Below are 15,406 nucleotides of genomic sequence, written 5' to 3'. Positions count from 1 at the left end.
CATATTGTTTCCAATATGCCTGTAATTAATGAAAAATTTCACCTTGCCGCCTCCGCGAGATAGAGAACGTACTAAGAAATGCAAGAAGAGTATTTTAAGCCACGGAATTATCATTATAGAATGGGAGGGTTTAAGAGTCTACTGTAGAATGACTCCTTTGGTTAGATATTCTCAAATGTCGATTAGGAAGGTTGGCTCTACATGCAGTTGACGACCGAGAACCAATTAATCGGGGAAATCGCGGGCTGGCTGAAAAGGCATTTTTCGGTTGAGATGTTGTCCGCCGAGCGTGTAAGGCGCGGGCTAATGAACGAGAAGTGGATTATCGAGACGGATAAGGGACGGCTGTTCGCCAAAAGCTATCACCCCGGGCGATATAAGATGTATGATCCGGAGTTTCGAGACAAGATCGAAAATGCGCTGCAACTGCAGCTTCTTTTTTATCAATCGGGAGGGCCGTGTCCTAAGCCGCTGGCGTTGGAGGGACGATGTATGCACATCCTGCCGTGCGGAAGGTACATGACCGCGATGTCATGCTGTGAAGGCGCCATGGTGCCTGCTGGTAACATCGGTGAGCGTAGGATGCACTCACTTGGACGAGCTGCTGCGGACATGCATGCCGCTTGGGATTCCGCGGCGGCATTAGGGATCGGAGCAGCGGTACCGCCGGAGGAGCCGCTCTGGCGGTTGTCTCGCGAAGAGATGGAGCGCACCTGGGGGGTCAGTTGGGATGCGGCCAATGACTCGTCCGAGCGTATTCGGAATGCGTTGCGATTGCAGAAGACAATCATTGATTCGCTTGGAGATGATGATTTTACGCCTTTGGCTGCGGGCTGGACTCACCTCGATCTATGGGCGGACAACTTGCTTTTCGAAGGGGACAATCTGGCAGCCATCGTTGATTTCGATCGATCACGCTACTCGTTTCCGGCACTGGATCTCGGGCGAGCTGTCCTTTCCGGTGCCCTCAACGAGCGAGGGTTCTGCAAGGATACGGTGGTCGCTTTCACCGAAGGCTACCGAAGTGTGCGGCCGCTGCCACCGGGCTCGCTTTTGAGGGCAATCAAGTACGTTTGGTGTGTCGAATCGTTTTGGTGGATCGGGCCGTCGCTCGAGTCGTGCAGCGTAGTCCCTGCCCGCTTTGCCGAAGAAATGATTCGCACAGCGGAGTGTTGGGAGCTGCTCGATGTTCATCTTGGGGACATCTAGCTGAAGTCCACTAGCCTAATTGCGTCGGATATCTGTATTGTTGGGACAAATATACAATCAATTAGTAGTTATAGACCATACGATATTTCCACTAATTCATTAAGGAGGAAGTGTCATATGGCTATAGGACTCCCAGGTTCGGGATTTGGTTTCTCCCCAGGACTTGGATTTGGTTTCCCAGGTTCAGGATTAGGTTTTTTCCCCGGGGCTGGTTTTGGTGCACCAGGCTTTGGTCTAGGCTTAGGCTTTCCAGGTTCGGGATTTGGTTTCTCCCCAGGATTTGGATTTGGTTTCCCGGGTTCGGGATTAGGTTTTTTTCCCGGAGCTGGTTTTGGTGCACCAGGTGTTGGTATTTTAAGTTTGAATAAAAAAAGTACAAACAAAAAACGCCGTCATGTGAACAAAGCACGCACTAGATAGCGAAATACTAGAAAAAACAGACCATCCTTGCATAGGATGGTCTTCAAAAAAACTTGCTGTTACAGATGGCGTTGAACCATACCATAAGTAATGGCAAGTTTTTTTGGAATTTTCCAATTGGACAAGTCATTGCTCCGGCTCCGTTGTTGCACGTGCAGATTATCCTACACCATCACTTTCTAGCAAGTTATAAAAATTATCACGGTCTTCATTATCAAATTTGCCAAGTGTCCGTTCCCTAACAAATTCATGTCCGCCATACATGTCAATTTCGTCGCCGTAGCTATTGTAGAGCGCGATCATATTGCCATTTTGATTCAACTCCATGTACCCGTAACATTTTGCTTCAGGCGCTTCACCGTATAAGAGCGTAAATCTGATTTTGATTACGTTGTGCATGCAGGTCCTCCTTTTCCGTCTTTTGAATTGGCGTTGAATATATACAGTATTATCTATAAAGTGTCAACTGATGATTTTTCCTCGTGTTAACGGTGAAGAAGTTACCTCGCTCAGCATCCGCCAGCAGTTTCAGTTATCCGTTTGGGCTCGAGAGCTCGGTCTGAGTCCGGTGTCGGCTAATTTGATCCATAGAAGCTTGTGAACGACAAAAGACCTGCCGCCTATTAGCGATAGGTCTTTTTCTTGTAAACGGTCCATCCGATTACTCCGCAACGTCTCCTTCAACTACGATTTGATCGGTGGTAAATTGAAGAGAAGGTTGGGGCGGGCCGCTAGCGGGCAGCAAAGGGAGATGTACTGAGCTGCGGCGATGATAGATCGGTTGTTTTACATGAGGCAATATACATGTTATAACATATAAACAAGGTGGGGTGTCGATGATACTTGAAGATCATGTCGGGTTTATCATGACGAAGGCGTTGCGTAATTTGAACTTGCTCTTTAACCAGGAATTCAACCGATATGGAATCACAAGTGAGCAATGGTCATTGCTAAAAAGGTTGGATGATCAGGAAGGGGTCAGTATAAAAGATTTAGCCCAGGGAGTAGGGAAAGATCAGGGGAACGTTACAAGAATCCTGGATTTACTAGAGAAGAGGGGATTCGTTAAAAGATGCTCCAACCCGAATGATAAACGGTCATCTTTGATCTATTTTACGAATGCTGGGAAGGAACTTACGGAGCGTTTAATGCCGATCGACGAAAAAGTACATCAAATAGCGGTCGACGGTTTATCTAAAAATGAATTTGCCTTATTTACGCGTGTACTATCCCAAATAGATAAAAATACGTGCAAATTTTTAATACGTTGATTAAGCCTGCATGAGAAAACAGATATAGAGGATAGGATGGGAGAAGCAGATGAATGACAGAGTCGTTATGCCAATCTGGATGGTTGGCGTTTTTATTGTGGTTATGAACACGACCATGTTTAATGTATCGATTCCTAGCATTATTCACGATTTTCACATTACAGCGAACCTGGGTTCGTGGATTATTTCCAGCTACTCCATCGGGTATGCCTTATCGACGATGATCTACAGCCGTTTATCGGATAGTGTTCCAATGCGGAAGTTGTTATTGGTGGGGTTAACGATTCTGGGCTTATCCTCGGTATTCGGGATCTTCGCGCACAACTTTAGCATGCTGCTGGCCGTTCGAATTGTTCAATCAGCGGGTGCAGGAACGATGGCTGGTCTGGGATTAGTGATGGCAAGCCGCTATATCCCTTATGACCGGCGGGGAAGAGCAATCGCGATGATCTCGACAGGCAGTGCGATGGCTTTTGGATTCGGCCCGATCATCGGAGGGGTGATCAGCGAGTATTTCGGTTTTAACGGGCTGTTTGCCGTTTCATGCTTGATTCTCTTGGTACTTCCCGTATTGATGCGGCTGCTTCCGAAGGAAGAACCAAAGCCGTTGAATTTTGATGTTTTGGGGGCTATTTTAACAATTGTAAATGTAGGCACATTATTGATTTCTATCATGCAACGCTCCGTATTCTGGTTCACCGGCAGCCTTTTTTCGTTCGTTGTTCATGTTTGGCATTTGAGAAGAGGTAAAAAGGAAACGTTCATCAACCCGAAGCTTTTCGCAAAAAAAGATTACCGAAAACTTACGGTAGTCGGGTTTTGTGTTTTAGTGCTGAACTTGGGCAATCTGTTTCTCATGCCGCTTGCCTTGGCCAATTTGAGTGGGGAGTCGGCGATCGCCATCGGACTGACTATTGCGCCGGGAGCGTTATTATCGGCAGTGTTAACCCGTTTTGTGGGAAGATGGATTGACCGCTACGGGAATATCCGATTTTTGCTTATTGGCCATAGCGTATTAGCCATTGTACTGGCAGTATTTTCTTTTGCAGTTGAGGCATCACCGCTCGTTATTCTTTGCGGGTATCTATGTTTCTCTCCTTCGTTCTCCGCCACTCTGTCTTCGTTAAATAATGAAACGTCTCGCATCTTGCCGAAGCAATTGGTCGGCTCGGGTATGGGATTGATGCAGCTGATTCAGTTTTTCGGAGGATCGGTCTCCGTTGCCGTTTTCGGAATGGTTCTAGCCTTGCAGAAGAATATTCCCCTTGGTTTAGCTTACGAAAATGTTTACCGCATCTTGCTCGCAGTATGTCTGCTCTCCCTGGCCATCGTAGTATGGTACAAACAAACAGCAAGCAAATCGGACAATCTGCCACGGATAACTGTATGATCATTGCCGGGCGCGGGACAGCATTTTTATGTCGGCCTGCCCCCACCCCGGAAACTTTCCCTGTAATTTTTCGGCGTATCGCCTGTTAGCTGTGTGAACATCCGGATAAAATAGGACGAGCTGTTGAATCCGGTCTCTCCGGCGATCCGGTGGATTGGCATAAAGCTGTTCTTCAACAGCAGCTTCGATTGCTCGATCCGGTAGTGGTTCAAATACTCCAATGGCGTGCAGCCGTAATACTGCTTCATGCAGCGTGTAATATACACCGGGTGAAAATGGAACGCATCCTTTATCACTTGATGGTCGATCTTGTCCGCATAACGGCTGCGAAGAAATTGCGCCACGCTGTCTGCCAGCCGGCGAGGCGGCGACTCCCAATCCGGACGATCGACATTGCCGAGGGCGTACAGCACCTGCTGAAAAAGCAACTGTTGTTTCCACTGAGGAGCGACACCATCTTCCCCGGTGGGGTGTGAAATCTCCTCCAGCCAATCGAATATCTGAAGCGATCCCGACAACCTGTGATATTGGGGGAGCGTTAACATAAACCGTTCGATCGAACCAAAAAAGGGACCTTCCTTCGGTTGATTCATCCTGGGTCCGTACCATGCCTCTTGGCCGGCGTGCCATTCCCCCGTCGTCTGAAAATGCGCCCAATAAAAATCCGTGGCTTCCGTGCACGGCTTGAAGCTGTAATGATGGGCATCGGGCCGCAGAATGAGAAACTCCCCCTCGCGAACCTCGAAAGACCGCTCCTCTTCCGCGATATACAGATCACCTTTACATACCGCGAGCAAGTCGAACACCTCGATTGCACTGCGGTTTGGGTGGCAATCCCCAACTTCGTAGTGCATCTTCCCGCTGCTGATATAGTGAGGCAAAGGGGGAGCTACAAAGTGAATAAACGCCATTTACCCTCACTCCTTTTTTAGTTTAATTTGTTCAATTAACAGGTTTAAATACTAGATTTTATATCAGAATAATAACATGTATAGTCTATTTGTGAAGTTTAAAATGTATGATAGGCGGGATTAACATGCTATTGGACCTGGATATATACAGAGATAAGGTGATGGGCTGCTGGATGGGCAAAAACATCGGCGGCACACTCGGAGCCCCCTTTGAAGGTCGGCGCAGAATCTATGACTTGGTCGGATACGCGGAGGAGGTCAACCAAAATCCCCCTCCGAACGACGATCTGGATTTGCAGTTGGTATGGCTGAATGCGGTTGAGAAATACGGTCGTCAGGTGGACGCACGCATTTTAGGCGAGTACTGGATGTCCTTCATCATTCCCGATTGGGCGGAATACGGCGCAGCCAAAGCAAACATGAGAATGGGACTCGTTCCTCCGCTTGCAGGTCATGTCGGCAATCCATTCAAGGACAGCAACGGCAGCTATATCCGTTCGGAAATCTGGGCATGCCTCGCTCCTGGTCATCCGGAAATTGCGGCGCGATACGCTTATGAGGATGCGATCGTCGATCATAGCGGGGAAGGCGTGTACGGAGAAGTGTTTTGGGCGGCACTTCAAAGCGCCGCGTTCGCAGAGTCGGACAAGTGGAAGTTGATCGAAATTGGCCTTTCGTACATTCCGGACAACTGCGGGGTTGCCCGGGGTGTTAAGCTTGCCATCGACGCCTACCGTTCCGGCGCGAATTGGCAGGAAGCTCGGAAAATGGTCATGAATGGCGTTCCGGGAACGTTCGGGTTGATGGGACAGTCGATTTCCGAAATGGAAACCGATATTGCCATAGGCGAGCCGGGTTGGGATGCTCCGAGCAATATCGGCATTACGATTATCGGCTGGCTTTACGGAGAGGACGATTTCGGCCGCAGCCTCTGCACGGCTGTCAATTGCGGGGAGGATACGGACTGCACGGGGGCGACGCTTGGCGCAACCCTCGGCATTATTCTGGGCCGGCAAGCGTTGCCGGAGGAATGGACCGCTCCGCTCGGCGATGTGATCAACACCAAGTGCATTCACAATCTGAGCGCTACGCTGTCCATTCCATCTACTGTTACCGAGTTAACCGACCGCGTGCTCCGGTTGACACCTTCGTTCCTCGGTTATCCCATCGCGGATATACTCGCCCCTGGCGGCTATACGCTTCAGTTGAAAGAAGGCGACGAGCTGTTTTGCCGCAAAGATGAGTTGTATTGCACGGGGGTTTACAACTACGGCTTGCCGAAAAATCCGACCAAGCTCGGAGATGTTGTTTCGCGTGCGCCGTATGCCGTATTGTACGACTTCGTCGCATTTTCCGTCATTCTCGACTACAAGGAAGATCCGTTCTTCCGCCAGGGGGAGGCTAGAACGGTACGTATCAGGCTTGAGACAAGCGATTTCCTGAACCACCCGCAATGGCTGGAATTGAAATGGCATCTGCCCGAGGGAGTCAAAATCGCGGAAAACTCGTCCTGCAGCGTCTTTCTCCCTACGTACAACATGGGAAACACCGAGATGGAATTTACATTTCTGACCGACGAGTTCAAAGGAGACCGGCTCGAAGCGCTACTCGACATCACATCGCGTGGCCGCCATTCCCGCGGCACGGTTCCGGTGCTGCTGCTGAAGGGGACAGCTTCGTTCTAAGACGCGGACGGATAGCTTTGGGATCGCATTCGAAAAAAGGCACTGCTCATTCGAGCAGGGCCTTTTTCATGTTGATTCGCATGTCCCTTGACGCGGACATTGCGACATTCCCGCGAGGCAATAACAAGGTTACCCTGCAGCTATAGGTTTTGATAGCCGGATTTCGAATACCTTTCTCCTCGTTTCTTCGAGTAGTCTGAGTGTTCCGCCATGAAGTTCGATCGCTTGATGGGCGATGGCGAGCCCAAGCCCGGTGCCGCCGCCGCTCGTTCTGGCTTGGTCCGCCTTCACGAAAGGCTGGAATAGCGTGTCCTTGAGTTCCTCCGGAATGCTCGCGCCGTCATCGCACACCTGGATCCGAACGGAGGCGCTGTCTGGTTCCTCCAGGATTAGCGTCACTTCGGTGCCCTCTTCGTTATGCTGCAAAGCATTGGATAAAAGGTTCGAAACCGCACGGTGCATAAGCTTGCGGTCCATAAGAATGGTGATTTTCTCTTCCGGTATTTGTACGGTTATGACAATCCCTTTGCGTTCGAATTGGTCGTAAAATTCGATGGCTATATGCCTTAGCAGTTCCGCTATATCCCCAACCTCCGCTACGAAAGGATACTCCAGGCTTTCCAAAGTCGCCAGTTGAAACATATCCTCGATGAGTGCCACGACAACATTCGACTTCTGATCAATGATCTCCAAATACCGGCGCTGTTTCTCCGGACTATCCACCATCCCAAGTTGAAGTGCCTTGGCATACCCTTGTATGGTCGTGAGCGGCGTCTTCAAATCGTGCGACAGATTGAGAATCATCCGTTGCTTTCCAAGCTCGAGCTCCTTTTTTTCCAACTCCGTTCGTTCCAGATTCGTTCCCATTTCGTTGAAGTGCTCCTGAATTTGCGTAAGTTCATAGTCGGACTTGTAAGATAGCCTCTCATTGTAATGGCCGTCTCGCATCCGCCGGATTGCCGTAACAATTTTCTCGAGCGGGCCGGTGATGCGTCTGGCCATCCAACGGCTATATATAAACACGCTAAGAGCGAACAACAGTAATAAGACGAAGTTGATGTAAACCTGTGCGTAGTTGCCTTTTATAGGCATCATGACAAGAAGGGAATAGGATTGACCGGATTCCGTTTGGAAGGAAGCCAGGGAATGCTGGTACTCCCGGGTCTTCCGATCCTCCAGTAACCGAACCAGTTGCTCGGAGGTATAAGCCTCTTGCCCTCCGGCTATCCCTCTGGTGTAGACGACCCGCAGGTGGTCATCCAGAATTTCGATTCTTCCTCCGGCTGCTTCGACCTTCTCGACGGGTATTTGCTCATAATCCGGCCGGACCAATGCGCCAGCCGTCAGTTCAGAAGCTCTCCCCACCGTTAACCAGTCTTGCATGAAATAGCCAAGCAGCCCGTTGATCAAACCGATGGTCAAGCCAAAGAATACATAAGATCTCGTCAGGGAGGTTACCAATCTGCGGTTACGTTTCAATCCAATCTTCCTTTGCTGCAAATTTGTAACCTAATCCTCTTACTGTCTTTATATAGACAGGCTGGCGGGGCTGATCCTCTATCTTGTCCCTTAAGCGCGAGATTTGCACCATGATGGAATTGTCATCTTCCAGGTATATCTCCGACCAAGCCAACTCGAACAATTGTTGTTTTGTGAAGATTCTTCCGGGGGACTGCATGAATGTTTTCAAAAGCTTGTACTCCAGCGATGTGAGCGGAATCGGTTCTTTTCTTCGGAATAGCATGCATGAGGTATGGTCTAATGTCAGTACACCAATGACGCTCCTATCCACCGCTGGTTCCTCTTCTTTCGATTCGTTAAATTCGAATGCGCGTCGAAGCTGCGCCTGTACGCGAGCGACGACCTCCAGCGGATTAAACGGCTTCGCGATAAAATCGTCCGCTCCGAGTCCTAAGCCCAATATTTTATCGATGTCTCTATTTTTGGCTGAAAGGATGAGGACAGGGAGCTTGTATTTCGTTCTTAGCAATTTAAGCAATTCGAGTCCGTCCATCTGCGGCATCATAATATCGATAATCGCCAGATCGATTTGCTGCCGGCCAATTTGCTCCCAGGCCTCGGCTCCGTCATAGGCTTCCACGATGCGATGCCCTTCCTTTTCGAGAAACAATTTTAAGAGCTCGACAATCTCTCGCTCGTCGTCGGCGATCAGAATCGTCATACCCATCCTCAGGACATCTCTCTTTCTCTGCGTATTTTACTCAAGAACATTCTTTGGAAACGGTCCAGTTCCTGCTATGTAAGGTAAATTCAAGATTGCCGAAAGGTTAAAGAAAGGGACGGCTGCTATACTCGAAAGGGAATGAAAAAATCGAACAACGGGGAGGTGCTTCGCTTGTTGAATCGGCAGCATTGGTTTCGGTGGTCCGCGTTGACCCTATTGATTGGGATGTTATTTCCTGTTTCCGCTTTTGCTTCCGCTCCTGACGCTCATGAGTTGGAGTCTTTCACCAATACCTTTTTCGAAAGTAAAATGCAGGAGCATCATGTGCCCGGCGCAGCCGTTTCCATCGTTAAGGATGGCCAGGTATCGTTGATCCAGGGGTATGGCTATGCGGACCTCGAACGGAAAATCCCAGTCGATCCCTATACAACCCTTTTTCGTCTCGGATCGATTTCGAAATTGGTTACTGCTACGGCGGTTATGCAGCTTAGCGAGGAGGGGCGGATTAATCTTCAGGAGGATATTAAACGATATATACCGGATCTCAAGATTGACTACATCGACGGCAAACCGATAACTGCGCATCACTTGCTCACGCATACGGCGGGTTTTTACGAATCGATATACGCGGTTGGCCGGGACCGGGATAAGATGGTGCCGCTCTCGGATGCGATCATGAACGATTTACCAGGCCTCGTAAGAAAACCCGGCGAACAGGTTCAATACAGCAATCAGGGGATGTCGCTAGCTGGTTATTTGGTTGAGAAGGTATCAAGACAGCCCTACGAGGACGTGATCAAGGACCGGATCTTTAAGCCGCTAAAGATGAACCATTCCAATTTTCAGCAGCAGGAGTCCGAGTCTAATCTGGCCAAAAGCTACACGTACGCGAATGGGGCTTATAAACCCGCACCCTATTCTTATATCCATCATCCTCCTGCTGGTGCTTTAACCTCGACCGTTGACGACATGACTCATTTCATGATCGCCCATCTGCAGCAAGGACAATATGAGGGGGGCCGGATTCTTTCCGAAAAAACGGCGGACGACATGCACCGCACACAATTCACCGCTCAGGAGAAAATGCCTGGCATGGCGTATGGTTTTTATGAACGTTATCAGAACGGTCTGCGGCTTATTGAGCATGATGGCGGCATTGACGGCTATTTGTCGTACCTCTTTTTGATTCCGGTGGAGAAAACGGGCATTTTCATCTCAACCAATTCTTCCGGTGGCGGTGATTTGATAGAAGAGTTTATCGGGGCCTATCTGGACCGGTTTTACCCCGTAAAACAGGCGGCCGTACCTAACGGGAACCCCACTCCGCTTACGGAATTGCGCAAAATGGATGGCTATTATATTCCCAACCGTGCTCAATTGAAAGGACCGTTTAATTTTACGCAGAATTTGTCCGCGGTTCATGTGAAAGCAGTGGAAGACGGAGTCCTCTCTTTCCATAACGCACGTTATAAGGAATTGGAGCCTTATCTCTTCCAAAAGGAAAATGCCCAGGAGCTCCTTTATTTGGACATCAAAAATAATACCTTGTCGCTCAGTTCCATTCCTACTATGATGTATGAGCACAAATCAAAGTGGTATAACCCGAATGCACATATGTTCGCTTTTCTCGGAATGTCGTTAATCTATCCTTTACACTTCATCTTTTCGTTGGTTCGATGGTTGATTAGTTTGATTCGGCGTAAGAGGTACCCGTTCAATTGGCTCGGTACCGCCGTGTCTGGACTTTTCATCGTGTACTTTCTATTCGCAGTGTCCTCTGCAGAGCTCTTGATGAATGAAATTACTTGGTGGTCTTATCTGCTGCTTGATTTGCCGCTCCTGCTACTCTTCACCTTGCTCGTGAGATTGACGGGTAGCCTTGTGTTGAAAAAGAAAGTGACCAGTTGGCAATATGCTTTTGCAGTGGTTACTGCTATCTTCGTTTTTTATATGTATACCTGGGATTTCTTTAGCTTATGATGCGGGAAACCGTATCACAAATAGGGCGAAATCCGTGGCAGGCGCAGTGAATAATACGATCTGCTATCACGCTGACGAGCATTAGAAACAGTTCGTTTACTAAAGAGGAGTATTTAAGCTTGGCCAAGGAGATCGTCGATCCATAATTGCACGTTCGCTTGGGGCAATGCTGGCATTTGAATCAAAAACAAAAAATAGCGGGGAAGGGATAACCTCTCTTCCGCCGCTATTTTTCCAGGTTAAATCATTTCGCTAATATAATTAACCCCTGAAATTATGGGTTAACCAAAGAGTCAACGACGTCTTGGATTTCTCCTTTGCTAAAATTAAAAGGCGTTCCAAGTGGACCTGTGGAATCTAAATATTTCGATTCAAGGGCGGCCAAGACATCGACTAAGTTCCCAGATACTCCGTTTATTTCTGCATCGGCAAAGGTTGTTTCGTCAGGTGCAGGCGCAAAGCCATGCTGCAAAAAGTAATCCCTGATCGTATCCAACGCGGCTTGTTGAGTCGTAGGTGTTGGCGTCGGTGTCTGCGTCTGCGTCGGTGGTGGTGTCTGTGTTGGTGTTGGCGTCGGTGTCTGTGTTGGTGTCGGTGTCTGTGTTGGTGTCGGTGTCTGTGTCTGTGTTGGTGTTGGTGTCGGCGTCGGTGTCTGTGTCGGTGTCTGTGTCTGTGTTGGTGTCGGCGTCGGTGTCTGTGTCGGTGGTGGTGTCTGTGTTGGTGTTGGCGTCGGTCTCGGCGGGACATATTGCTGCTTGGCTTCGTAAGCTCCCGTTAAGAGCAAATCGCGGGTCGCTGACGCGGTCCCGCCGAACTTGCCATCGGCGCCATTGGACAGTAACATAGTCTGCAAGGCCAATGCGACATAACCCTTGGCCCAATCAGAGACCGTGTCGTCGTGGACGCCTGGTGTCGCCTTGGCTTCCTCGTTCTTGCCGAGTGCTTTAATAAGGAACGTCGCGAGCTGTTCCTTCGTCACCTTATCGGCAGGAGCGAAATTCCCCTCACCATAGCCATCCGCGATCCCTGCTGTTTTCAGCGCCTCGATGTACGGCAACGCATATCCATTTGCAGGGTCGTCGGCAGACACGTCCGTGAAACTGGATTCCTTCAAAGATGAGTCTACTTTCAGACCGAAGATCAACGCGGCGACTTTCGCAAATTGCGCGCGGTTCATCTCCTCCTTCAATCCGAATGTGCCTTCTTGGACTCCATCGAATATTCCTGCGGAGATCATGGCATCGAACTTCGCCTTCGTTACCGCGTCCAAACCCTTTAGATCAGTAAAGTCTGCCGAAGTCTTCGCATTCACATAAACCGCACTGCCAGACATGGACATTAATAAAACCAAAAAGAATACAAACCATTTCTTTCCCAATAATCTTCCTCCTCCTTCGGCTCTACCGCTTGGGTTAATCGTAATGCTCCTTCAGACCCATACTAAATAATTATCGGTAGAATGATTCTTATATTTTAGTAATTCTATCGAATGATGCGACTATTCTGTAATTTGTAAATGTACGCACCCAACATCCGCCACGCAGCAGAAATATTTTCGCACATATACGCCGTTCACCACATTTCCAAAATGCTAAACTCAACGTTACAAAAACAAATATTCTTTCTGACTTATCTACATTTGCTGAAAATCCTAACTGCTTAAAAGAAAATGTATTTGAAAGATGTGGCTTAATAGCAGTTTGAGATGAGGATTGTGTTTTCTCCAGAGAAACGGCACCCTTTTACAGAATAAAGATGAGGAGTCTGAATTAATGTGCAGACTCCTTTTTCGCTGTTAGAGTGTTACGCTGAACCTTATCACAAGTAACGGCAAGTTTCTGTTGTGCAGTATTACGTTTCAAGGGGGCAGTCAATGAACAAAACAGATCGTTTGTTGGCCATCGTGCTGGAGCTGCAAGGCAGGCAAGTGGTACGTGCCGAAGATTTGGCGGCACTATTTGAAACCAGCGTGAGGACCATCTATCGCGACATTCAGGCGCTCAGCGAAGCAGGCGTGCCGATTACAGGCACTACGGGCACAGGGTATTCCTTGATGGAGGGATATTTTCTACCTCCGATCAGTTTTACAATAGAGGAAGCCGTGATCTTGCTTATAGGAACAGAATTTATCGAGCAACGATTTGATGATGATTATCGTGATAGAGCTGATGTTGCTAGGAGGAAAATCGAGGTCACTCTTTCAGACAGTGTCCGCAGTGAGACCTCCCGTATACGCAAGTCACTGCGTTTGCTCGCTCCAGGCAAACCGGTAGCTCTGTCAAACGAAAGGGAAAATCTCAATAAGATCCGACGAGCGATATCAGATGGGCGAAAGATCAGATTTCTTTATTTGAAAAAAATGAAGGATTCCACGGGGAGCCGCCATAGCGAACGTACCGTCGCTCCCTATGGCCTTGTACTCGTTGAAGGATCTTGGATGCTTGTGGCCCGGTGTGATCTACGCCTGGACATCCGCCATTTCCGTTTGTCCAGAATGGCTGAACTTATCGAACTGGAAGAACGATTCGAACTCCCGGCGCATTTTGACTTAAGGGAGTATAGCCCCTTGGATGATCGCCACTTGCGAGTCTGCCTTCGGTTTAACCACGACATCGCGGATAAGGTGAAGGAATCGAACTATCATTACATAGAGGATATGAAAGAGCATCAAGAAGGATTGGATGTGGTTTTACGCGTTCGTCAGTTGGATGAATTACTGCAATGGGTGCTTGGCTGGGGAGCGGATGTGATAGTGTTGGAACCCGAATCATTCCAAAATCGGATTCGTGAGGAAGCCCGAAAAATTCTAGAACGCTACTGACATAACGTTGTCAGTAGCGTTCTTTTATAATCGGACATGTAAACGTAATGGAGAGAGATAAGTAAAAAGTATGTTTTGCAACGGCTGGGGGACACAGTCAAATCTATTATTACTAGGAAGGATGATATCTTGTGAATTTCGCTTCTGTACGCATCATTACGGATGACGTGGATCGTCTCGTCGAGTTCTATGAGAAAGTCATGGGGGTTTCGGCGGAGCGACCCGCGCCCGTATTTGCCGAACTCGTTGTACCATCATGTTCCCTTGCAATCGGCCACTCCCAGACGGCGCAGCTATTCGGCGCCGGTTCCGTAGTGGGGGCCAATAATCACACTCTCATTATTGAGTTCCGCGTCGACGATGTCGAGGCCGAATATGTGCGTTTGAAGCCATTTGTCGATAATTGGGTAAAGGAACCGACCACGATGCCTTGGGGGAACCGTTCTATGCTGTTCCGCGATCCCGACGGCAACCTGCTTAATCTCTTCGAGCCGGTGACTGAGGATGCGATTAAACGTTTTAGAGGTAGACATTGACGGTCTACAAAGGATGGCCTTCATACTTGCCGTTACAGACAGCACGGAGAACCTTATCATAAGTGACGCAAATGTTCCAAGTTCATGCGTGGAGCAAACCAATGAACTTCGACCTGATAAGATAACGAAAAGGAACCCGCAAGTTAATAAGGAGAGCCATCTGAATAGGAGGGCTCTCCTATTATACGTTTTCAACACTTGTATTCGTTAGGATCAAATGCTTTCAATATTTTTTGCTTCCCATGCTCTTCGACACTTCAGTTCGCTGCCCTTCGAGGCATCTACAGAATCCGCACTTCGAAAATTTTACAGGTATTTATCGGAAGATGTGAAACGTCAGATAGATGAGATGCGACACCGAGTTGACTTCTTTACGCATACCCGCCAAGAACGAGCCGACTACCTTGAGATATTGCTCCAAGCATCCATTAGAAGGTTGCCCGTGACAATTAATTATGGAATTGGGGAGAATGAGACCAATCTAAGAACGATTCAACCCATCGGTATATATGCCCATGAGGGATATTGGTTTTGCCCAGCCTACTGCTATCTGCGAAAAGCCTACCGATTGTTTCGGGCAGATCGGATACGGTCAGCCGTTTTGGCGGATGCCGTAACGTTATCGACTACAGTGGATGTTTCAGAGGTGGATTTAACGAACTGGGGACTCCATTTCTACAGCAAACAAGAAAGCGTAGATGTCAAAGTGAAATTAACGGCAAAAGGGATTGAGTTATTCCGAGATAAGAGCTGGATTTTCCCTTGGGGAGAAGTACATCGTTCCGAAAATGGCACAGGCATACTAGAGATGGGCATCTTCCCCTCAGAAATACTATTCTTTGCTGACTATTTATTTTCGTTCGGCGCTGAAGCGGTCGTGCTCCAACCGGAAGAATTAAGAGAAGCTGTCAGAAGGAAGTTGGTCCGTACTCTCGAAGAGTATAATGTCCCAAACTAGCCTCCTGATTTCGATTTTATATATAGCTCTATTACATGCC

Annotated in this window: 14 protein-coding genes; 9 read left to right on the top strand and 5 right to left on the bottom strand. The window is 48.5% G+C overall.

The annotated features are described in order from the left end of the window. Nucleotides 1-201: 201 nt before the first annotated feature. A complete protein-coding gene (locus TJ79_RS14200) occupies nucleotides 202-1,209 on the top strand; it encodes a phosphotransferase (protein WP_040950956.1) in 1,008 nt (335 codons plus the stop codon). A gap of 117 nt (nucleotides 1,210-1,326) precedes the next feature. After that, nucleotides 1,327-1,629 carry a hypothetical protein gene (locus TJ79_RS26740; protein WP_155987885.1) on the top strand — a complete coding sequence of 101 codons (303 nt, stop codon included), beginning with the start codon at nucleotides 1,327-1,329 and terminating at the stop codon, nucleotides 1,627-1,629. A 159-nt stretch (nucleotides 1,630-1,788) separates the two neighbouring features. On the opposite strand, the gene TJ79_RS14190 is transcribed toward TJ79_RS26740, so the two are convergent. Then, nucleotides 1,789-2,028 carry a hypothetical protein gene (locus tag TJ79_RS14190; RefSeq protein WP_040950954.1) on the bottom strand — a complete coding sequence of 80 codons (240 nt, stop codon included), beginning with the start codon at nucleotides 2,026-2,028 and terminating at the stop codon, nucleotides 1,789-1,791. Between the two features lie 437 nt (nucleotides 2,029-2,465). On the opposite strand from TJ79_RS14190, the gene TJ79_RS14185 reads away from it, so the two are divergent. Further along, the gene (locus TJ79_RS14185; RefSeq protein ID WP_052339595.1) at nucleotides 2,466-2,900 is read left to right on the top strand and encodes a MarR family winged helix-turn-helix transcriptional regulator; all 435 of its coding nucleotides are present in this window, start codon (nucleotides 2,466-2,468) and stop codon (nucleotides 2,898-2,900) included. Between the two features lie 49 nt (nucleotides 2,901-2,949). Beyond that, nucleotides 2,950-4,290, top strand: coding sequence for an MFS transporter (locus tag TJ79_RS14180; protein WP_040950953.1), 1,341 nt, complete (start codon nucleotides 2,950-2,952; stop codon nucleotides 4,288-4,290). Between the two features lie 26 nt (nucleotides 4,291-4,316). Here TJ79_RS14180 and TJ79_RS14175 read toward each other — a convergent pair whose 3' ends face one another. Then, complete coding sequence (locus TJ79_RS14175; protein ID WP_040950952.1) at nucleotides 4,317-5,201, bottom strand: helix-turn-helix transcriptional regulator; 885 nt, start codon at nucleotides 5,199-5,201, stop codon at nucleotides 4,317-4,319. Between the two features lie 125 nt (nucleotides 5,202-5,326). Between TJ79_RS14175 and TJ79_RS14170 the strand changes: the two genes are divergently transcribed. Continuing rightward, nucleotides 5,327-6,886, top strand: coding sequence for an ADP-ribosylglycohydrolase family protein (locus TJ79_RS14170; protein WP_040950951.1), 1,560 nt, complete (start codon nucleotides 5,327-5,329; stop codon nucleotides 6,884-6,886). 129 nt (nucleotides 6,887-7,015) lie between these two features. Here the strand turns inward: TJ79_RS14170 and TJ79_RS14165 are convergent, their stop codons facing one another. Further along, nucleotides 7,016-8,365: a HAMP domain-containing sensor histidine kinase gene (locus tag TJ79_RS14165; RefSeq protein ID WP_040950950.1), complete on the bottom strand. Its 1,350-nt coding sequence runs from the start codon at nucleotides 8,363-8,365 to the stop codon at nucleotides 7,016-7,018. Further along, entirely contained in the window at nucleotides 8,355-9,074 is a 720-nt protein-coding gene (locus TJ79_RS14160) for a response regulator transcription factor (RefSeq protein WP_040950949.1), read from the bottom strand. Before TJ79_RS14160 ends, TJ79_RS14165 begins: the two co-directional genes overlap by 11 nt. Nucleotides 9,075-9,242: 168 nt before the next feature. Between TJ79_RS14160 and TJ79_RS26020 the strand changes: the two genes are divergently transcribed. Continuing rightward, the gene (locus TJ79_RS26020; protein WP_052339594.1) at nucleotides 9,243-11,051 is read left to right on the top strand and encodes a serine hydrolase domain-containing protein; all 1,809 of its coding nucleotides are present in this window, start codon (nucleotides 9,243-9,245) and stop codon (nucleotides 11,049-11,051) included. Nucleotides 11,052-11,325: 274 nt separating this feature from the next. Here the strand turns inward: TJ79_RS26020 and TJ79_RS27755 are convergent, their stop codons facing one another. Further along, nucleotides 11,326-12,390: an S-layer homology domain-containing protein gene (locus TJ79_RS27755; protein ID WP_202903328.1), complete on the bottom strand. Its 1,065-nt coding sequence runs from the start codon at nucleotides 12,388-12,390 to the stop codon at nucleotides 11,326-11,328. A gap of 534 nt (nucleotides 12,391-12,924) precedes the next feature. On the opposite strand from TJ79_RS27755, the gene TJ79_RS14145 reads away from it, so the two are divergent. From TJ79_RS14145 to TJ79_RS14135, 3 genes are all read left to right on the top strand, one after another. After that, on the top strand, nucleotides 12,925-13,872 hold the full coding sequence (locus TJ79_RS14145; RefSeq protein WP_040950948.1) for a helix-turn-helix transcriptional regulator: 948 nt from the start codon (nucleotides 12,925-12,927) through the stop codon (nucleotides 13,870-13,872). A gap of 131 nt (nucleotides 13,873-14,003) precedes the next feature. Beyond that, nucleotides 14,004-14,408 (top strand): VOC family protein, encoded by a 405-nt coding sequence (locus tag TJ79_RS14140; RefSeq protein ID WP_040950947.1) that lies wholly within the window; start codon nucleotides 14,004-14,006, stop codon nucleotides 14,406-14,408. Between the two features lie 217 nt (nucleotides 14,409-14,625). Beyond that, the gene (locus TJ79_RS14135; RefSeq protein WP_081756907.1) at nucleotides 14,626-15,366 is read left to right on the top strand and encodes a WYL domain-containing protein; all 741 of its coding nucleotides are present in this window, start codon (nucleotides 14,626-14,628) and stop codon (nucleotides 15,364-15,366) included. Nucleotides 15,367-15,406: the final 40 nt, after the last annotated feature.

Origin of the sequence: Gorillibacterium massiliense, assembly GCF_000455485.1 — a bacterium.
Taxonomy (GTDB): Bacteria; Bacillota; Bacilli; order Paenibacillales; family NBRC-103111; genus Gorillibacterium; species Gorillibacterium massiliense.
This window is presented reverse-complemented; position numbering and strand designations above follow the sequence as displayed.